The sequence below is a fragment of the Streptomyces sp. DH41 genome (assembly GCF_029813785.1).
Lineage (GTDB): Bacteria > Actinomycetota > Actinomycetes > Streptomycetales > Streptomycetaceae > Streptomyces.
In genome coordinates this window covers 282,665-302,368 of the sequence record NZ_JARVKY010000005.1, presented here as the reverse complement: position 1 = coordinate 302,368, position 19,704 = coordinate 282,665, and the positions used below count along the sequence as shown (strand labels likewise).

Genomic DNA, 19,704 nt, shown 5'->3' with positions numbered 1-19,704 from the left:
GATGCGGGATAACAAGCTTCATACAGTATTCGTCGACTGTATGCAATGTACCGCGACAGCGCCCCAACCCCTCGTGAAGGGACAGGACTTCGCCATGCCCGACGACACCCAGGACGTCATCTCCGGCGGTCACCTCGTCGCCAAGGCACTCAAGGCCGAGGGGGTCGACCGCATCTACACGCTGTGCGGCGGCCACATCATCGACATCTACGACGGTTGCGTCGACGAGGGCATCGAGGTCGTCGACGTGCGCCACGAGCAGGTCGCCGCGCACGCCGCCGACGGCTACGCCCGCGTCACCGGCAAGCCGGGCTGCGCGGTGGTCACCGCGGGACCGGGTACGACCGACGCCGTCACCGGTGTCGCCAACGCCTTCCGCGCCGAGTCACCGATGCTGCTGATCGGCGGCCAGGGCGCGCACACCCAGCACAAGATGGGGTCCCTCCAGGACCTGCCGCATGTCGACATGATGACGCCGATCACCAAGTTCGCGGCGACCGTGCCGGACACGGCGCGCGCCGCCGACATGGTGTCGATGGCGTTCCGTGAGTGCTACCACGGGGCGCCCGGCCCCTCCTTCCTGGAGATTCCGCGCGACGTGCTGGACGCCAAGGTCGCGGTGGACAAGGCGCGCGTCCCGAAGGCGGGGGCCTACCGCGCCTCGACCCGCTCGGCCGGCGACCCGGAAGCGATCGAGCGGCTCGCCGACCTGCTGGTCCACGCGGAGAAGCCGGCCATCCTGCTCGGCAGCCAGGTATGGACGACCCGCGCGACGAAGACGGCCGTCGAACTGGTCCGCACACTGAACATCCCGGCGTACATGAACGGCGCCGGACGCGGCACCCTGCCGCCCGGCGATCCGCACCACTTCCAGCTGTCGCGCCGCTACGCCTTCTCCAACGCCGATGTGATCGTCATCGTCGGCACCCCCTTCGACTTCCGCATGGGCTACGGCAAACGGCTCTCCCCGGACGCGACCGTCGTGCAGATCGACCTCGACTACCGCACCGTCGGCAAGAACCGAGACGTCGACCTCGGGATCGTCGGCGACGCGGAGCTCGTGCTGAAGTCGGTGACCGAGGCCGCCTCCGGACGGGTCAACGGGGGCGCGTCCAAGCGCAAGGAGTGGCTCGACGAGCTGCGCGCGGCGGAACGGACCGCGTTGGACAAGCGGCTGCCGCAGCTCAGGTCGGACGCCTCCCCCATCCACCCGTACCGGCTGGTCAGCGAGATCAACGACTTCCTCACCGAGGACTCGGTCTACATCGGCGACGGAGGCGACATCGTCACCTTCTCCGGACAGGTGGTGCAGCCCAAGTCGCCGGGTCACTGGATGGATCCGGGGCCGCTGGGCACGCTCGGCGTCGGTGTCCCCTTCGTACTCGCGGCCAAGCAGGCCCGGCCCGACAAGGAGGTCGTCGCCCTCTTCGGTGACGGCGCCTTCTCGCTCACGGGCTGGGACTTCGAGACCCTGGTCCGCTACGACCTCCCCTTCGTCGGCATCGTCGGCAACAACTCCTCCATGAACCAGATCCGCTACGGCCAGGCCGCGAAGTACGGCGAGGAACGCGCGCGGGTCGGCAACACCCTCGGCGACGTCCCGTACGACCAGTTCGCGCGGATGCTGGGCGGCCACGGCGAGGAGGTACGCGACCCCGCCGACATCGGCCCCGCTCTGCGCCGGGCCCGCGAGTCCGGCAAGCCGTCGCTCGTCAACGTCTGGGTCGACCCGGACGCCTACGCCCCCGGAACCATGAACCAGACGATGTACAAGTGAGGTGGGACCCATGACCGGAACGCCTGCCAAGGCACTCGACGGCATCCGCGTGCTGGACATGACGCACGTGCAGTCCGGACCGTCGGCGACCCAGCTGCTCGCCTGGCTCGGCGCGGACGTCGTGAAGCTGGAGGCGCCGAGCGGTGACATCACGCGCAGGCAGCTGCGCGATCTGCCGGACGTCGACTCCCTCTACTTCACGATGCTCAACTGCAACAAGCGGAGCATCACCCTCAACACCAAGACCGAGCGCGGCAAGGAGATCCTCACCGAGCTGATCCGGCGCTCGGACGTCATGGTCGAGAACTTCGGGCCGGGCGCGATCGACCGGATGGGCTTCACCTGGGACCGGGTCAGGGAGATCAATCCACGGATCGTCTACGCCTCCATCAAGGGTTTCGGCGACGGTCCGTACACCGACTTCAAGGCGTACGAGGTCGTCGCGCAGGCCATGGGCGGATCGATGTCCACCACCGGTTTCGAGGACGGGCCACCGCTGGCGACGGGGGCCCAGATCGGGGACTCGGGCACGGGCGTCCACGTCGTGGCGGGCATCCTCGCCGCCCTCTACCAGCGGGAGCACACCGGACGTGGCCAGCGGGTGAACGTGGCCATGCAGCACGCGGTGCTCAACCTCTGCCGGGTGAAGCTGCGCGACCAGCAGCGCCTGACCCGTGGTCCACTCGCCGAATATCCCAACGAGGACTTCGGCGACGAGGTTCCCCGGTCCGGGAACGCGTCCGGCGGCGGGCAGCCGGGCTGGGCGGTCAAGTGCGCACCGGGCGGCCCGAACGACTACGTGTACGTCATCGTCCAGCCGGTCGGCTGGCAGCCGCTGAGCGAACTGATCGGCCGGCCCGAACTGGCCGACGACCCCGAGTGGGCGACGCCCCGGGTCCGGCTGCCGAAGCTGAACAAGATGTTCCAGCTGATCGAGGAGTGGTCGTCCACCCTGCCCAAGTGGGAGGTGCTGGAGCGGCTCAACGCGCACAACATCCCGTGCGGGCCGATCCTGTCCACCAAGGAGATCATCGAGGACCGGTCCCTGGCCGCCAACGAGATGGTGGTGACCGTCCCCCACCCCGAGCGCGGCGAGTTCGTGACCGTCGGCAGCCCGCTCAAGCTCTCCGACTCCCCCGTCGAGGTGAGCGCTTCGCCGCTGCTCGGCGAGCACAACGAAGAGGTCTACGTCGGTGAGCTGGGCCTCGGCGACGAGGAACTGCGCCTGCTCAAGTCGAACGGGGTGATCTGACGTGAGGGCCGAGGACCGGGTGGCGCGGGTGCGCGGGCTGCTGGACTCCGTACGGGCGAAGGGGCGCACCGCGCTGACCGCTCCCGAGGGCAAGGTGCTCGCCGACGCCTACGGGATCGCCGTACCGGGCGAGGAGCTGGCGCGGGACGTCGACGAGGCGGTGGCGTGTGCGGCGCGGTTCGGCGGGCCGGTCGTGATGAAGATCGTCTCCCCGGACATCCCGCACAAGACCGACGCCGGCGGTGTGGTCGTCGGAGTGGAGGGGGCGGCGGACGTACGGGCCGCGTTCCGCCGGATCGTCGACAACGCGCGCGCGTACAGCGGCGACGCGCGGATCGAGGGCGTGCAGGTCCAGGAGCTGCTGCCGCGAGGGCTGGAGGTCATCGTCGGCGCGGTGACCGACCCGACGTTCGGGAAGGTGGTGGCGTTCGGGCTCGGCGGGGTGCTGGTCGAGGTCCTCAAGGACGTCACGTTCCGGCTCGCTCCCGTGGACGTCGACGTGGCGCTGTCCATGCTGGACTCGATCCGGGCGGCGGAGGTCCTGCGCGGGGTGCGTGGGCAGGCCGGCGTGGACCGGTGGGCCCTCGCCGAGCAGATCCGCCGGGTGTCCGAACTCGTCGCGGACTTCCCGGAGATCGCCGAGGTGGACCTCAACCCGGTGATCGCCACTCCCGAGGGCGCGGTCGCCGCCGACGTCCGGGTGATCCTCGCGACCGGCACGCCCAAGGAGCGCCGACGGTACACGCGCGAGGAGATCCTCACCTCGATGCGCCGTCTGATGCAGCCCTCGTCGGTCGCCGTGATCGGCGCGTCCGGTGAGCCGGGGAAGATCGGCAACTCGGTGATGCGCAACCTGGTCGACGGCGGCTTCGCGGGCGAGATCCACCCGGTGAACCCCAAGGCCGACGACATCCTGGGCCGCAAGGCGTACAGGAGGGTCACCGACGTTCCCGGTGAGGTGGACGTGGCGGTCTTCGCGATCCCCGCCAGGTTCGTGGCCGCGGCCCTGGAGGAGGTGGGGCGCAAGGGGATCCCCAACGCCGTGCTGATTCCCTCCGGGTTCGCCGAGACCGGTGAGCACGCGCTCCAGGACGAGATCGTGGCGGTCGCCGAACGGTACGGCGTCCGGCTGCTGGGCCCGAACATCTACGGCTACTACTCGACGTGGCAGGACCTGTGCGCCACGTTCTGCACGCCGTACGACGTGAAGGGCGGGGTCGCTCTGACCTCGCAGTCGGGCGGCATCGGGATGGCCATCCTGGGCTTCGCCCGGACCACGAAGACGGGCGTGTCGGCGATCGTCGGACTCGGCAACAAGTCGGACCTCGACGAGGACGACCTGCTGACCTGGTTCGGTGAGGACCCGCACACCGAGTGCATCGCGATGCACCTGGAGGACCTCAAGGACGGACGCGCGTTCGTCGAGGCCGCGCGGGCGACGGTGCCGAGGAAACCGGTCGTGGTGCTCAAGGCGGGGCGTACGGCGGCGGGTGCGAAGGCCGCCGGCTCGCACACCGGGGCGCTCGCCGGGGACGACGCCGTGTACGACGACATCCTGCGGCAGGCCGGGGTCATCCGGGCGCCCGGCCTGAACGAGATGCTGGAGTACGCGCGCGCGTTGCCGGTGCTTCCGGCGCCGGCGGGCGACAACGTGGTGATCATCACCGGGGCGGGCGGCAGCGGGGTGCTGCTCTCGGACGCGGTGACGGACAACGGGCTGTCGCTGATGGAGATACCGCCGGACCTGGACACGGCGTTCCGCGCGTTCATCCCGCCGTTCGGGGCGGCGGGCAACCCGGTGGACATCACCGGCGGCGAGCCCCCGTCGACGTACGAGGCGACGATCCGGCTCGGTCTCGAGGATCCGCGCATCCACGCGCTGGTCCTCGGCTACTGGCACACCATCGTCACGCCTCCCATGGTGTTCGCCGAACTCACCGCGCGCGTGGTGGCCGAGTTCCGTGAGCGCGGGATCGAGAAGCCCGTGGTGGCCTCCCTCGCGGGCGACGTGGAGGTGGAGGAGGCGTGCCAGTACCTCTTCGAGCGCGGGGTCGTGGCGTACCCGTACACGACCGAGAAGCCGGTGGCGGTACTCGGCGCGAAGTACCGCTGGGCGCGGGCCGCGGGGCTGCTGGGGGGCGGTTCATGAGCTGAGGGAGCACGGGACCGGCCGACGGTGCGCGTCGGCCGGCCCCAGGACCCGCGCGCGCACGAAAGGAAATGGACAGGGGGCGCTGGCCAGGTCTTTCGAACGCAAGGGGTGCAAACGACATGACAACCACCGAGGTCCCACGGGCAGCGGCGTACAGGGAGGTCACCGACAGGAACGGACGCGTCTATCGCGTGGGCGAGTCCGACATCGACATCATGGGGCGCAAGCGCAAGTGGATGGTGATCCTGCCCTGGATCGGCATGATGGGCATCTCCTCCGCCGAGTACGCGTTCGCGTCCGCCGAGGACACCCTCCACGAGGCCCACCACTGGTCCAGCGGCAACATCTACTGGATGATGACCGCCTGGATATTCTGCCAGGCCGCGGTCGCCTTCCCCGCGGGGCGGCTGCGTGAGAACGGCAAACTGCCGGCGCGCTGGGCGATGATGTTGGGCTCGGCCGGCACACTGCTCGGCTATCTGTCGCTGGCCTTCGCGCCGCACGTCTCGCTCGCCTTCATCGGGTTCGGCGTGTTCAGCGGCATGGGTGCGGGCATGGTGTACGCGACCTGCGTCAACATGGTCGGCAAGTGGTACCCGGAGCGCAGGGGCGGCAAAACCGGTTTCGTCAACGGCGGTTTCGCCTACGGCTCGGTGCCGTTCGTCTTCATCTTCCACGGCTTCATGGACACCTCCAACTTCCGCTGGGTACTGGTCTCGGCCGGTGTGTTCCTCGCGGCCGTCGTGGCTTTCGCCGGCTTCTACTTCCGGGACCCGCCGAAGAACTGGTGGCCGGCCTCCATCGACCCGCTGAACCCGCCGGACGACCCTCGGGCCCGGCGTTCGCTGGCGAAGAACCCCCCGGCCACCAAGCAGTACTCCCCGCTGGAGGCCTGGAGGACGGGCAGGGTGGCGCTGATGTGGTTCTGTCTCGCCTGCACCTCCGGCGTGAACATCTTCGGTATCGCCTTCCAGGTCGACATCGGTGAGGACGCGGGCTTCGCGGCCGGAATCGTGGCCACCGCGATGTCGCTGAAGGCGATCGTCAACGGCACCGGGCGGGGCGTCATCGGCTGGCTCTCCGACCTCTACGGCCGCAAGCAGTGCCTGCTCTACGTGTGCGCGATCCTGGGTCTCGCCCAGTTCGGCATCATCTGGTCGGCCGAGATCAAGAACCTGCCGCTGTTCCTGGTCTTCTCCGCCGTCTCCGGTTTCGGCGGCGGTGCGATCTTCCCGATGTTCGCGGCGCTGACGGCGGACTACTTCGGCGAGAACAACAACGCCACGAACTACGGGATGGTCTACAGCTCCAAGCTCGTCTCCGGTCTGGGCGCGGGCATGGGATCCGTGGTCGTCGGTGCCTGGGGGTACAACGGCGCCTTCACCCTGGCGGGCTGCATCTCGATCTTCGCCGGGTTCATGGCGCTGTTCCTGCAACCGCCGGGACGCTCGAAGAACAGGAGCGTCACGCCCAACCCCCGGCCCCTGGGCGAGGGATGACCGGACGAGGCTTGCCCGCCCGGTCCGTGTCCGGGGTCAGTGACGCCGCTTGCGCAGGGCCGCCAGGTTGTCGTAACTGATCTTGGCCTCGCGCAGTGACTGCGCGGGATCGGTGGCGCTCGGGGAGTTGTCGTCCTCGATCATCGGGTTGTGGTAGTTGCGCTGCCCGACCCGCGAGAAGAACGTCGTGTAGTCGATGACTCCGGTACCGAAGGGCACCATGTCGTAGCCCATGCCGTTGGTCGTGCTGACGACGCCGTCCTTGGCGTGGAACAGCGGGTAGCGCTTGTTGTTGCGGGCGACGAGACCGGCCGGGTCGAAGACGCTCTTGCGGGTGGAGCCGTCGTGGGCCGTGTAGGTGTGGAACTTGTACTGGGCGACGTGTGCCCAGAAGATGTCCATCTCCAGCCAGACCGCCCTCGGGTCGGTGACCTTCAGGAAGTACTCCAGTTTCCGGATGCCCGAGCTGCGGGTCGGCCGGCCCTGGTCGTCCAGCGGGCCGCCGTCGAGCAGGAAGCCGTAGGCGCTGTCGTGGTTGTGGGTGTAGAGCTTGACGCCCTCCCGGCGGGCTATCGCGCCGAGCGCGTTCCACTTGTCGGCGGCCACGTCCCAGTCGGCGCGGTACGAGCTGCCGGTGGGGTCGCCACCGGTACCCATGTGATCCAGCCCGAGGATGTTGGCGATCTCCAGGTGCTTCTTGAAGGTGTCCTTGTCCGCCGTGGTCAGCGGCCAGGAGGAGGGGATGAAACCGTGGTTGCCCTGGGCACGCAGGCCGTAGTCGTCGAGCCAGCGGCGCAGCAGCCTGGCGCCCTCGACGGATTCCAGGTCGGCGCCGCCGGGCGCGTTGGCGTGCTGGCGGTAACCCGCGAACTCCACCTGGCGGTAACCGTGACGGGCCAGCTGCTTGAACACCTCGCGGAAGCCGGAGGGCAGGTCGGAGGCGAGAGGGTCGCGGGCGGTGGCGTCCCGGACGGTGTAGAGGATGATGCCCCGCTTGTCGGCCGGGACGAGGGCGTGCCGGCCGTGTCCGTGACCTTCGCCGTGCCCGTGGCCGTGCCCGTGCCCGTCGCCGTGGTCTCTGTCGCGGCCGTGGGCGAGGGCGGGGGCGGCACCGAAGACGGGGGCGGCGACGGCTCCGGCCGCCACGGCGGTGCATGTGCTGAGGAAGCGCCGCCGGTCCACGCCGAGGGAGCGGCGCAGGTCTTCACCCGGGCCGTCGACGGCGGCCGGGTCCGTGGTGGCATCAGTGCGGGAGGGGTCGGGGAACAGGGTCACGGGTGCCTGCCTTCTGGGTCGTGGCCTGCCCCGATGCCGCTGGGGCGGGCCGTTGTCAGTGCCGTGTGTTTCACTCTCCGTAGCTGGATCTCGGCAGGCTTTGCCTGGTGGCACGTCAGCCGAGTCCGGCGAGCCGGAGCAGGAGTTGTTTCACATCGGTGGCCGCGACGCGGTCTCCGACAGCGCGGGGGGTGGAGCAGATGAGGAGCGGACCGTCGTCGTCGCTCGCGGGGAGGCGGCCGTGGCTGCCCCGAATAGGTGAAGCGTCCAGCGGCACGACCGCCATGCGGTAGCGCATGCCGAGCTTCTTGCGCGCCAGCGCGGAGGCCGCCTTGACCTTGACGTAGGGGTCGAGCGGATCCATGAACAGCTCGACCGGGTCGTAGCCGGGTTTGCGGTGGATCTCGACCAGCTGCGCGAAGTCGGGCGCGCGGTCGTCGTCGAGCCAGTAGTAGTACGTGAACCAGGCGTCCGGCTCCGCGACGGCGACGAGTTCACCGGCGCGCGGATGGTCGAGGTGGTGGGCCTTCTTGCCCTCGTCGTCGAGGAGTCGCTCGATCCCGGGCAGCCCGTCCAGGGCGGCGCGGGTGGCGTCGAGGTCCTCGGGACGGCGGACGTAGACGTGGGCGATCTGGTGGTCGGCGACCGCGAAGGCACGGGAGGCCATCGGGTCGAGGTACTCCATGCCGTCCTGGGTGTGTACCTCGAGGAGTCCGGCGCGGCGCAGGGCCCGGTTGATGTCCACGGGCCGGTTCACGCGGGTGATGCCGTACTCGGACAGCGCGACGACGGTACGGCCCTCGGCTCGGGCGTCGTCCAGGAGCGGGGCCATTGCCGCGTCCAGGTCGGCCGCCGCTTTCAGGGAGCGGGGGTCGTCGGGGCCGAAGCGCTGGAGGTCGTAGTCGAGGTGAGGGAGGTAGCAGAGCGTCAGGTCGGGGTGGCGGGTGCGCATGATGTGCCGGGTCGCGTCGATGATCCACTGGCTGGAGACCAGGTCCGCGCCGGGCCCCCAGAAGTGGAAGAGGGGGAAGGTGCCGAACGCGTCGGTGAGTTCGTCGTGCAGGGCCGGGGGCCGGGTGTAGCAGTCGGGTTCCTTGCGGCCGTCGGCGTAGTAGACGGGGCGGGGGGTGACGGTGATGTCGGTGTCGGCGCCCATGGCGTACCACCAGCAGATGTTGGCGACGGTGTAGCCGGGGTGCGCGCGGCGTGCGGCGTCCCAGAGCTTGTCGCCGGCGACGAGTCCGTTGTGCTGGCGCCACAGCAGGACGTCACCGAGCTCGCGGAAGTACCAGCCGTTGCCGACGATGCCGTGCTCGGACGGGTGGGTGCCGGTGAGAAAGGTGGACTGGGCGGCGCAGGTGACGGCGGGCAGGACGGTGCCGAGAGGGGCGCGGGAGCCGGACTGGCCGAGCTTCTTGAGGTGGGGCATGTGATCGAGGAGACGGGGGGTGAGGCCGACGACGTCCAGGACGAGGAGCGGGGTCGGTCCGTCGGAGGGGGTCGAACCGTCGGAGGGGGTCGGTCGGGTCATGGCAGTTCCTTCAGGCCGAGGTCCGTCAACAGGTCGCGGGCGAGGGTGAGCTCGGCGGCGATGCCGTCGGTGAGCTGGGCCCGGGCGCGGGGCCGCAGCTCGGGCGGAAGGGCCTGCCAGGTGTAGGTCTCGACCTCCAGATGACGGGTGAGGGGGCGCGGGCCGCCGACCAGCCGGGTCAGCGCGGTTTTGAGCACGGGGAGCGTGGAGGTGAGGGGCGTGGCGGGGGCCGCGTGCAGGGGCACGTGGAAGTGGGAGCGCCAGGGCGCTGTGCCGGGCAGCGTGTCGCCCGTCAGGGCCTCGTCGAGGTCGTCGGTGCCGTGCAGGGCGGCGGTGCCGGACGCGTCGACCGGGCCGGTGGTGCGGGTCTGGTGCAGGAAGCGGGGCTCGGCGAAGGCCGCGAGGGCCTGCCGGACCTCGGGAAGGTGGGGGTGTTCGGCGTGCAGGGCGGCCGACAGCTGGGACTTGACGACGGGGACGCCGGCCGCGGTCAAGGCGTCCAGGGCGGTGTGCGGGTCTTCGAAGGAGGTGGCGAGGTGGCAGGTGTCGACGCAGATGCCGATGCGGTCGTGGGCGATCGCGGCGAGGGGGGCGATGGCGTCGTGGGTTGTCTCCACGACACAGCCGGGTTCGGGTTCCAGACCGATGCGGATGGAGCGTCCGGTCAGCTCCTGAAGGGCGTCGAGGCGTTCGCCGAGGGTGACCAGGGCGGTGCGGGCCTTGTCGGCGCGGGTCTCGTCGTAGGTGGTGCGCCAGGCCAGCGGCAGGGTGGAGATGCTGCCCTCGGTGACGTCGTCGGGCAGGAGGCCGGCCAGGAGCCGGGCCAGGGAGGTGGTGTGGTCGAGCCGTTCGGGATCCGCCCAGTCCGGCTTGTAGACACGGTACTTGACCTCTTCCGCACCGAATCCCTCATACGGGAAGCCGTTGAGGGTGACGACCTCCAGGCCGCGCCGGTCGAGCTCGGTGCGCAGCCCGCGCAGCGCGGAGGGGTCGGTGACCAGGGCGTGCGCGGCGTCCCGGGCGAGCCACAGCCCGATACCGAGGCGGTCGCGGCCGAGGCGGCGGCGGACCGGTTCGCAGTGGTCGCGGAGCTGGGCGAGGACGCCGTCGAGGGTCTCGGCGGGGTGGACGTTGGTGCAGTAGGCGAGGTGGACGGTGGAGCCGTCGGGGTGGCGGAAGCGCATGGCTCACTCCCCGCCGCGCAGGATGGAGTTGCCCTCGTGCGTGGTGTCGGCCGAGGTCACCTCGAGGCTCAGGCGCCCGCTGAGTCCGTAGAAGGCGACGGGATTGCGCCACAGCACCCGGTCCACGTCGTCCTCGGTGAATCCCTCGGTGAGCATCAGGTCGCCGACCTTGCGGGTCTTGAGCGGGTCGCTCCTGCCCCAGTCGGCGGCCGAGTTCACCAGGACCCGTTCCGGGCCGTACTCGCGCAGCAGGGCGACCATGCGGGCCTCGTCCATCTTGGTGTCCGGATAGACGGAGAAGCCGAGCCAGGCGCCGCTGTCCTTGGCCTCCTTGACGGTGGTCTCGTTGAGGTGGTCGACCAGCACCCGGTCCGTGGGCAGCGCGGACTCGCGGACCACGTCCAGGGTGCGGCGCAGGCCGGCGAGCTTGTCGCGGTGCGGGGTGTGCACCATCGCCGGCAGGCCGTGGTCGGCGGCGAGCTGGAGCTGGGTGGACAGGGCCGTGTCCTCGGCGGGCGTCATCGAGTCGTAGCCGATCTCACCGACCGCCACGACCCGGTCCTTGACGAGATAGCGGGGCAGTTCGTCGAGGACGGGGAGGCAACGGGGGTCGTTGGCCTCCTTGGGGTTGAGCGCGATCGTGCAGTGGTGGGCGATGCCGTACTGGGCGGCGCGGAAGGGCTCCCAGCCGAGCAGGGCGTCGAAGTAGTCACGGAAGGAGGCGGGGGAGGTACGCGGCTGGCCGAGCCAGAAGGAGGGCTCGACGACGGCGCGGACGCCGGCGGCGTGCATCGCCTCGTAGTCGTCGGTGGTCCGGGAGGTCATGTGGATGTGGGGGTCGAAGATGCGCATCAGGACTCCTTGCCGTGGGGGCCGGCCGTGCCGTGCGGGGGACGCTCGGACTCGGTCAGGGCCAGGACGCGGTGCAGGTCTTCGGGGACCGGGCGGCCGGCGGCGGTGCGTTCGGCGGCGTAGTCGGCGAGCATGCGGGCGAGTTCCGCGTCGGCGTGGGCCCGTCGGCCGAGGTCCGCCACCCGGTCGACGGGGACGCCGGTGAACAGGCACTTCAGAACGGCGTGCCGCCACTGGTGCGCGTCGAGGTGCCGGGCGGCGTACGGGCCGAGGGCGGCGGCGACCAGCCGGGTGTCGTTGGTACGCAGGGCGTCCTCGACGAGCGGGAGAGCGTCGGGTCCGGGCACGAGGTGGGGCAGCGCGTGCAGGACGGCGCGGCGTTCGTCGGCGGTGCCCTGGGAGTAGACCCGGGTCAGGGCCTCCGTGTCGGCGTGGGCCGCGTGCAGGACGAGGACGCGGGCGGCGTCGGCATGGGCGGGGCCGCAGCGGCGTCCCGCCTCGGCGAGGCGCAGCTCCCACACGGAGATGGGGCCGTGGGTGCCGGGGTGGGCGGCGGCCTCTTCCAGGGCCTGGTCCAGCCAGGCGCGGGCGGCGCCGCCCAGGCGGGCGGTGAGGGCGGCGCGCAGTTCGGCGGGCGGGACGTGGGCGGGGGTGGTGCCCTGGGGGTCCTGCCCGGCGCGGGAGCCGTCCGCGTCGTGGGGGGTGGGGGTGACGTCGGTGGCGTGTGGCTGCGTCATGGGGTGTGGCTCCCTTCAGCGGGTGGCGGAGGGCTCGCCCGAGCGGTTCGAGAGGGGGGACGCCGCCGCGGCCCGGCGGAGGAACGGGAGGGAGTGTTCGGCGAAGTGGGGCCCGGCGTGGGAGTGGCGGGGCAGTTCGACGACGGTCAGGCCCTGGTAGCCGGTGGCGGCGAGGGCCTCGAGGACGGGCGGGAAGTCGATCTCGCCGTCACCGAAGGGGAGGTGTTCGTGGACGCCGCGGCGCATGTCCTCGATCTGTACGTGACGCAGCCAGGGGGCGGCGGCACGCACGCAGTCGGCGGGAGGGTCCGGTTCGAGGCACTGGCAGTGGCCGATGTCCAGGGTGAGGCCGAGGTTCTCGGGGTCGCCGAGGGCGCGGCGCAGTCGGTGGAAGTCGGCGAGGGTGGCGAGGAGGTGACCCGGTTCGGGTTCCACGGCCAGGGGAACGCCCGCGGTGGCGGCGGCGTCCAGGACCGGGGCGAGGGATGCGGCCAGCCGCTTCCACGCCGTGTCCTCGTCCGTGCCGGCCGGGGTGATGCCGCTGAAACAGTGCACGGCGTGGGCGCCCAGGTCGGCGGCGACCCGGACGGCGCGGATCAGGAGGTCGGCGCGGCGGGCGCGGTCGTCCGGGTCCGGGTCGAGCAGGGAGGGGCCGTGTTTGCGGCGCGGGTCGAGCACATAGCGTGCCCCCGTTTCCACGGTGACGCCCAGACCGAGCGCGTCCAGCCGGTGAGCGACCTTGCGGGTGCGGGCCGCCAGGTCCGGGGCGAGCGGGTCGAGGTGCATGTGGTCGAGGGTCAGGCCGACGCCGTCGTAGCCGAGGTCGGCGAGCAGGGCGAGGGCGTCGTCGACGCGGAGATCGGTGAGGCCGTTGGTGCCGTAGCCGAAGCGGAGGGGGGTGCGGGCGGAGGTGTCTGCTGCCTTGGGCGTCACGTGATGCTCACCTTCCTCGCGAACTTCCGGCCGAGCGGGGCCAGCGCGGCGATCAGCAGCGCGGTGGCCGGTCCGCCGGTGCGGGCGGTGAGCGCGGCCTGGAGCGGGATCGTGGCGCGGATGCCGCCACCGACGGCGCGTTGGGTGAGCTGGGGTGAGGGGTTGAGGGCGGCGTGGAAGTAGGGGCGGGCCGCGGTGGCGGCGTAGGCGGCGGTGAGGACGGAGGTGAGCGCCGCGGTGGTCCGGCCGGGGGTGAACCGATGACCCGGCCCGGCCAGAGCGGCCCTCTCGGACAGACCCGCCCTCTCGGACAGACCGGTGAGCCCGGACAGCCCGGTCGGCCCGCACCGGCCTGCTCCCCACCGGCCGGCTCCCGCCCAGGAACCGGCTCCCGCAGTGGACGTGCCGCCCGGGGACGGGACGGCCACGCCCGTCGCTCCTCCCAGCAGGCCGGACCCGCCGGGCAGACCGGACGCGTCGGAGGTGCGAGGCCCGTCTGGGGCGGGGCGGTGGGTGGTCGGGCCCGGCAGGCCGGGGGCGGCTGCTTCCCGTCGGTCTGCCGGGAGTCGGGTGGGGCGGTGATGGCTCACCATGCAGGCCAGGAGGCCGGTCGTGGCGAGGGCCGCCAGCGGGGCGAGGGAGGAGCCGCCCCGGGTCTCCTCGCGGGAGACTGCCGTGACCGCGAGGGTGTGGGTGCCGAGCAACGTCGCTGAGGGCACGGCCGCGCGGACGTCGCCGCCGGTCGCCGCGGCACCCAGCAGCAGGTCGAGGCCCCGGGCGGCGGCCATGGCCAGGGGCCCGGCGGGCGTGTGCTTCAGGGTGAGGTCGTACGCCCATACGGTCGCGGCCAGCGGGACGGCCACGGCCACGGCGGGCCGGCCGGCGCGGGCCGCGAGGGCCAGGCCGGTCGCGGTCAGTCCGCAGGCCGCCGTGAGGGCGGCGGCCGGGTGGACGCGGCCGGACGGGATGGGCCGGTGCGGGCGTTCGGCGGCGTCCTCGGCACGGTCCGCCCAGTCGTTGAGTGCCATACCGGCCTCGTACAGGCACAGGGAGGAACCGACGGCGAGCAGGGTGCGGGGGCCGGCCCGGACACCGGTCGCCGCCGCGCCGGCGAGTACGTCGCCGGGGACGGTGAACAGAGCGGGGAGCCGGAGCAGTTCGGCCCAGGCGCCGACGCGGGCGCGGACACCGGGACGGCGCCCGTCGGCGCTCGGGCCGTCCCGGTCCGGTCCCTCGCGGTCCATGTCCGGCCCCTCGCCGTCCCGGGGCGCCGCGCCGGCCTCGGCCGGCTCCACACCCGGGTCGCCCGTGGGCACCGTCTCCGTCCGGCTCATCGCCGCTCCCCGGCGCCGGAGGCGTCGGCGTCCGCGCGGCCGCCCCCTGGGTCCCCGCTCCGCAGCTTGGCCGCGAACCGCGTCAGCTCCGCGTACTGTTCCGCGAGGCCAGGGGGACCGTCGCCCACCGGGTCCTTGAAGTAGAAGCCCAGTTCGCCCAGGGGGCCGGACAGGCCCCGCTCCCGGGCGCGGACGGCCAGACGGGCCAGGTCGAGGACGAGCGGGGCGGCGAGCGCCGAGTCGCAGCCCTGCCAGGTGGTCTGCAGGATCATGCGGGCGCCGAGGAAGCCGTCGAAGGCGATGTGGTCCCAGGCCGTCTTCCAGTCGCCGAGCGCGGGCACGTCGTCGATGTGGACCTCGCCCTGGGGCGCGGCGCCCAGGGTGTCGGCCAGGACGCGTTCCTTGCCGGCGTTCTTGGCGGCGGCCGCCGCGGGGTCGGCGAGTGCGGCGCCGTCGCCGCCGCCCAGGAGGTTGGTGCCGGACCAGGCGCGCACGGCGAGGGCTCGCTGCAGGAACATCGGGCCGAGCACGGAGCGCAGCAGGGTCTGCCCGGTCTTGCCGTCGCGACCCGCGTACGGCAGGCCCGACGACTCGGCGAGCTGGGCCAGCGCCGGGTGGTGCAGGCCCGTGGAGGGGGTGAAGTTGACGTAGGGGCAGCCGGCGCGCAGGGCGGCCGCCGCGTAGAGGGAGCTGGGCGGCAGTGTGCCGTCGGTGGGGGCGGGTTCGGTGGAGGCGACGTTCACCACGACGGCGCCCGAAAGGCCCTGGCGGCGCACGAAGTCGCGGATGTCGTCCGCGAAGACGTCGATCCAGTCGTCCTGGGTGCGGTCCGGGCCGCCGTCCGTGCCACCGGGAAGGGGACGGCTGCCGGTCGGCGGACCGCCGGACAGGGGGCCGCCGGCCAGGGAGACACCAGGCAGGTGATCGCCGGACATGGGCCCGCCGAGCCTGATCTCCCGGTCGGCGGCGACGAGTTCGGCGTGCACGGCGGACGGCAGGCCGTGCGGCAGGACACCGCCGGCGGCGAGGTGTTCGGCACGTTTGGGCAGCGGGCAGTCGACGGTGTCGTGGCCGCCGAAGACGAGAGACGACAGCGCCGGCAGACCGGACGAGGTGAAGGGAGGGGTCTCGGTGATCATGCCGGTCGGTGGATGGAGCCCGGCGGCGACGGCGGCGCAGCCCGCGATCGCCGTCGTGGCCACGGATCCGCGTGCCCCGATGAACCAGACGCCGAAGCGCGGGGCCGAGGAGGGGGCGGGCAGGGACGGTTCGGCGGACATGGGCAGCCTCCTTGTCGTACGCGAACCGGGTGTGAGCGCCGGAAGGGGACGAGCGGGGTGCCGGGCCCGGGGCCCGGCTGGACGGCGGGCGGAGGTCCGGCGTCCTCCGCCCGCCGCCGTTCCGGTAGCCCTAGGAGGACAGTTCCTTGAGCTGGATGTTGCGGAAGGAGACCTGGTCGTCGGCGCCGTGGTTCTGCAGGCCGATGTGGCCGTCGGTCAGGCTCCGCTCGGGGTCCTTGTTGGTGAAGTCGTTGATCTTGACTCCGTTGAGGAACACCTGGAGGCGTTCGCCCCGCACCTTGATCTCGTAGCTGTTCCACTGGCCGGGCGGCCGCAGGACCTGGTCACGGGCCTTGATGTTCGCCGACTTGAACGAGTAGACGGAGCCCGTGGTGCGGTCGGCCGCGTCCGTGGCGTCGATCTGGATCTCGTAGCCCTTGTTCACCGCGGACCAGGGGTCGTCGGAGGCCGGGAAGCCCACGAAGATCCCGGAGTTGTCGTCGCCCCGCATCTTCCAGTCGAGCTTGAGGGAGTACGACTTGAGCTCCTTGGCCTGGTACCAGAGCAGGCCCATGCCGCCGTTGGACTCCAGCGTGCCGTCCTTGACGTCGAAGGAGCCGGGGCCGGCCTGCTTCCAGCCGTCCCGGGTCTGGCCGTTGAAGATGTCCCGGTAGCCCTTGTCCGGCTTGCAGTCCGCCTTCACCTGGCCGGTGGCGTACCGCATGCCGCCGAGCAGGTGGGTGCGGAAGGCCTCGTCGGCGTAGGACTCCTTGGTGTGGCCACCGCCGGTGTAGAAGGAGCGGCCGCCGCCGTAGCTCTGGCACCAGGCGATCGGGTGGTCGCCCTTCATGTTCCCGCCGTCGTAGGTGGTCTCGTCGAGGGTGGCGAGGACCTTGGCCTGGTCGCGCGGGTTGGTGCGGTAGTTGTACCACTCGTCGGTGCGCTCCCAGGTGTCGCCGAGGTGCGCGGTGGACGGGTGGTCGTGGTCGTGGACGCGCACGGTGGCCTTCTGGATGGCCGGGTGCGAGTCGAAGTGGGCGCCGACGAGGCCGCCGTAGAACTCCCAGTCGTACTCGGTGTCGGCGGCGGCGTGGATGCCCATGTAGCCGCCGCCGTTCTTGACGTAGTTCTCGAACGCCTTCTGCTGGTCGGCGTTGAGTACGTCACCGGTGGTGGACATGAAGGCCACCGCGTCGTACTTGGCGAGGTTGGCCGTGGTGAACTGTCCGGCCTCCTCGGTCGCGGTGACCGAGATACCGGCGGGGGCGCCCAGCTCCTTCAGTGCGGCGACGCCCTCCGGGATGGAGTCGTGGCGGAAGCCGGCCGTCTTGGAGAAGACCAGGACCTTCTTGCCCTTCTTGAACGGCTCCTTGGAGAACTCGAAGTCGTCCACGTCGAACAGCGCGCCTTCGCCGCCCCGGAAGACCAGGTAGATCTCCGTGGTGCGCTTGGGCAGCGAGCGCAGCGGCACGTCGACGTTCTGGAACGTCTCCCAGCCGCCGGTCGGCGGGATGTACGCCGAGCCGTGCAGCTTGCCGGTGGGCGAGCCGGTGCGCAGCTCGACGAAGCCGCCGGCGCCGCCGGAGGAGGCCCGGACGGTCAGCTTCTTCTGCCCGTCGAACTTGTAGGGGCTGAAGGAGATCCAGTCGCCGTCGTTGATGTCGCCGACGGTCTTGCCGCCGTTGGCACCGGTCTTGTCGATCACCGCGACACCCTGCTGGGTGGCGAAGTGCTCGGCCTGGCGGTGCGGCGGCTGGATCACGGTGCGCGCGGTGCCGGTCAGTGCCTCCTGGCCGTTCGCACCGCCGTCGGTGTAGCTGGCGCCGACGACGCCGTAGATGTTGGCGTTGGGGTCGTGGCCGCCGTCACCCGGGGGCGGGTTGAGGGTGCCCTCACAGCCCATCTCGCTGGTCAGCTCGTGGGCGTGGGAGTCGTGGCCGAGGCTGTAGGCGACCTTGACCTTGGAGCAGTCGATGGTCTCCTCGGGGTCGGTGACCTTCACCTTGAAGGGGATGGGCTCCCCCATGGGGAGAAGGGTGCCGTTGCCCGGGACCTCGATCTTCACCGTGGGCTCGGTGTTGCCGACCACGATGCGGGCGCTGGCGGTGCCGGTGTTGCCCTCGGCGTCCTTCGCGGTGAAGGTCGCGGTGTAGGTGCCGACCTTCTTGTACTTGTGGGTGGGGGTGAGGCCCTCGCCCTTGGTGCCGTCGCCGAAGTCCCAGCTGTAGGTGAGGTCCGGGGAGTCGGCGTCCTTGGCGGTGGCGGTGAACTTGACCTTCAGGCCGGCCGCACCCGACGTCTTGTTGGCGCTCACCTCGGCGATCGGGGAGAAGCCGTCCTCGGCGTTCTCGATCCGGTACAGCGCGGAGTCCTTGTCGCCCTGGAACCAGGAGAGGCCGTAGTCCAGGACGTACAGCGCGCCGTCGGGCCCGAACTCGCTGTCCATGATCTGGGTGCCGGTCCACGGGAAGTCGTTGATCTTCGCGACCGTGCCGTCCGCGTTCTGCTCGATCCGCTTGATCCAGCGGCGGCCGAACTCAGTTGCGAAGAAGTCGCCGTCGTACTCCTCGGGGAACTTCACGGAGGAGTCGAGGTCCGGGTCGTAGCGGTAGACCGGGCCGCCCATCGGGGACTCGGAGCCGGTGCCGAACTCGGGCACGGAGTCGCCGTCGTACGGGATCCAGGCTGCCTGCGCGGGCGGCAGGTCGGTCAGGCCCGTGTTGTGCGGCGAGGTGTTCTTCGGGGCGGCGCAGTCGAACTTCTCGCCGGAGGTCTTGGTGGCGAAGTCGTAGTCGACGTAGGCGTCGTTGTCGCCGGTGCAGAAGGGCCAGCCGAAGTTGGCGGGCTTGGTGACCTTGGCGAACTCGACCTGGCCCGCCGGGCCCCGGTTCGGGTCGGCGGCGCCGGCGTCGGGGCCGTAGTCGCCGACGTATATGGTCCCGGTCTTCTCGTCGATGTTCATCCGGAACGGGTTGCGGAAGCCCATCGCGTAGATCTCGGGACGGGTCTTGTCGGTGCCGGGGGCGAAGAGGTTGCCCTCCGGGACCGTGTACGAGCCGTCCTCGGCGACCTTGATCCGGAGGATCTTGCCGCGCAGGTCGTTGGTGTTGCCGGAGCTGCGGCGGGCGTCGAAGGCCGGGTTGCGGTCCGGGCGCTCGTCGATCGGCGTGAAGCCGTCGGAGGCGAACGGGTTGCTGTCGTCGCCGGTGGACAGGTAGAGGTTGCCCTCGGCGTCGAAGTCGATGTCGCCGCCGACGTGGCAGCAGGTGCCGCGGGACGCCGCGACGTCCAGGACCTTCTTCTCGCTGGCCATGTCCAGCGTGCCGTTGGGGTTGAGGACGAAGCGGGAGAGGCGGTTGACGCCGTCGAACTTCTTGAAGTCCTCGGCGGTGCCGGTCTCGGGGGCGTCGCCCGCGGGCGTGTCGAGCGGCGGGGCGTAGTAGAGGTAGATCGCCCGGTTGTTCTCGAAGTCCGGGTCGATACCGACGCCCTGCAGGCCCTCCTCGTCGTGGCTGTAGACGTCGAGCTTGCCCGCGACCTTGGTGACGCCGCCCTGGTCGGTGATGCGCAGCGTGCCGTCGCGGGCGGTGTGCAGGACGCTGCGGTCCGGGAGTACGGCGAGCGACATCGGCTCGCCCATCTCGGGCTCACCCTTGGCCAGCGGTACCTGCTGGAACTGGCCCTCGGCGGCCGCCGGTTCGTCGGCCGCCGGCTGGGCGCCGGCCACGGTCGCCGGGGTGCCCACGGCCAGCATCAGGCCGGTGAACAGGGCGAGGGTGGTGCGAAGCCTGGGACGCCTCGTGGTTCTGGTGCTGGTGCCGGTGCTTTTGAGTCTGGTTCTGTGCACGAAGTCCCTCCGGGAACGGGTGGGCCGTACGGAACGGGTGCGAAGACGTGC

General features: G+C 71.3%; 13 protein-coding genes. 4 read left to right on the top strand and 9 right to left on the bottom strand.

What is annotated here, in order from left to right:
* Nucleotides 1-94: 94 nt before the first annotated feature.
* The 4 genes from QC283_RS11930 to QC283_RS11915 all read left to right on the top strand — a co-directional run bounded on the left by QC283_RS11930 (nt 95) and on the right by QC283_RS11915 (nt 6,680).
* Nucleotides 95-1,777 (top strand): thiamine pyrophosphate-binding protein, encoded by a 1,683-nt coding sequence (locus QC283_RS11930; RefSeq protein ID WP_279561412.1) that lies wholly within the window; start codon nt 95-97, stop codon nt 1,775-1,777.
* Between the two features lie 10 nt (nt 1,778-1,787).
* On the top strand, nt 1,788-3,029 hold the full coding sequence (gene frc, locus QC283_RS11925) for a formyl-CoA transferase (protein ID WP_279561411.1): 1,242 nt from the start codon (nt 1,788-1,790) through the stop codon (nt 3,027-3,029).
* A gap of 1 nt (nt 3,030) precedes the next feature.
* Nucleotides 3,031-5,178: an acetate--CoA ligase family protein gene (locus QC283_RS11920; protein WP_279561410.1), complete on the top strand. Its 2,148-nt coding sequence runs from the start codon at nt 3,031-3,033 to the stop codon at nt 5,176-5,178.
* A 122-nt stretch (nt 5,179-5,300) separates the two neighbouring features.
* Nucleotides 5,301-6,680: an OFA family MFS transporter gene (locus QC283_RS11915; protein WP_279561409.1), complete on the top strand. Its 1,380-nt coding sequence runs from the start codon at nt 5,301-5,303 to the stop codon at nt 6,678-6,680.
* A 36-nt stretch (nt 6,681-6,716) separates the two neighbouring features.
* On the opposite strand, the gene QC283_RS11910 is transcribed toward QC283_RS11915, so the two are convergent.
* From QC283_RS11910 to QC283_RS11870, 9 genes are all read right to left on the bottom strand, one after another.
* Nucleotides 6,717-7,955 (bottom strand): sugar phosphate isomerase/epimerase family protein, encoded by a 1,239-nt coding sequence (locus QC283_RS11910; protein WP_279561408.1) that lies wholly within the window; start codon nt 7,953-7,955, stop codon nt 6,717-6,719.
* Nucleotides 7,956-8,070: 115 nt separating this feature from the next.
* Nucleotides 8,071-9,486, bottom strand: a complete 1,416-nt coding sequence (locus QC283_RS11905; RefSeq protein ID WP_279561407.1) for a nucleotide pyrophosphatase/phosphodiesterase family protein — start codon at nt 9,484-9,486, stop codon at nt 8,071-8,073.
* Nucleotides 9,483-10,670, bottom strand: coding sequence for a metabolite traffic protein EboE (gene eboE, locus QC283_RS11900; protein WP_279561406.1), 1,188 nt, complete (start codon nt 10,668-10,670; stop codon nt 9,483-9,485). Before eboE ends, QC283_RS11905 begins: the two co-directional genes overlap by 4 nt.
* Before the next feature lie 3 nt (nt 10,671-10,673).
* Nucleotides 10,674-11,522: a TatD family hydrolase gene (locus QC283_RS11895; protein WP_279561405.1), complete on the bottom strand. Its 849-nt coding sequence runs from the start codon at nt 11,520-11,522 to the stop codon at nt 10,674-10,676.
* Complete coding sequence (locus QC283_RS11890) at nt 11,522-12,259, bottom strand: EboA domain-containing protein (RefSeq protein ID WP_279561404.1); 738 nt, start codon at nt 12,257-12,259, stop codon at nt 11,522-11,524. Before QC283_RS11890 ends, QC283_RS11895 begins: the two co-directional genes overlap by 1 nt.
* A 15-nt stretch (nt 12,260-12,274) precedes the next feature.
* Entirely contained in the window at nt 12,275-13,192 is a 918-nt protein-coding gene (locus QC283_RS11885) for a sugar phosphate isomerase/epimerase family protein (protein WP_279561403.1), read from the bottom strand.
* Nucleotides 13,189-14,436 carry an SCO3242 family prenyltransferase gene (locus QC283_RS11880; RefSeq protein WP_443032588.1) on the bottom strand — a complete coding sequence of 416 codons (1,248 nt, stop codon included), beginning with the start codon at nt 14,434-14,436 and terminating at the stop codon, nt 13,189-13,191. The genes QC283_RS11885 and QC283_RS11880 overlap by 4 nt, the downstream gene beginning before the upstream one ends.
* Nucleotides 14,437-14,522: 86 nt before the next feature.
* Nucleotides 14,523-15,806: an inositol-3-phosphate synthase gene (locus tag QC283_RS11875; RefSeq protein WP_279561401.1), complete on the bottom strand. Its 1,284-nt coding sequence runs from the start codon at nt 15,804-15,806 to the stop codon at nt 14,523-14,525.
* Between the two features lie 130 nt (nt 15,807-15,936).
* On the bottom strand, nt 15,937-19,653 hold the full coding sequence (locus QC283_RS11870; RefSeq protein WP_279561400.1) for a ThuA domain-containing protein: 3,717 nt from the start codon (nt 19,651-19,653) through the stop codon (nt 15,937-15,939).
* Between the last annotated feature and the right edge of the window lie 51 nt (nt 19,654-19,704).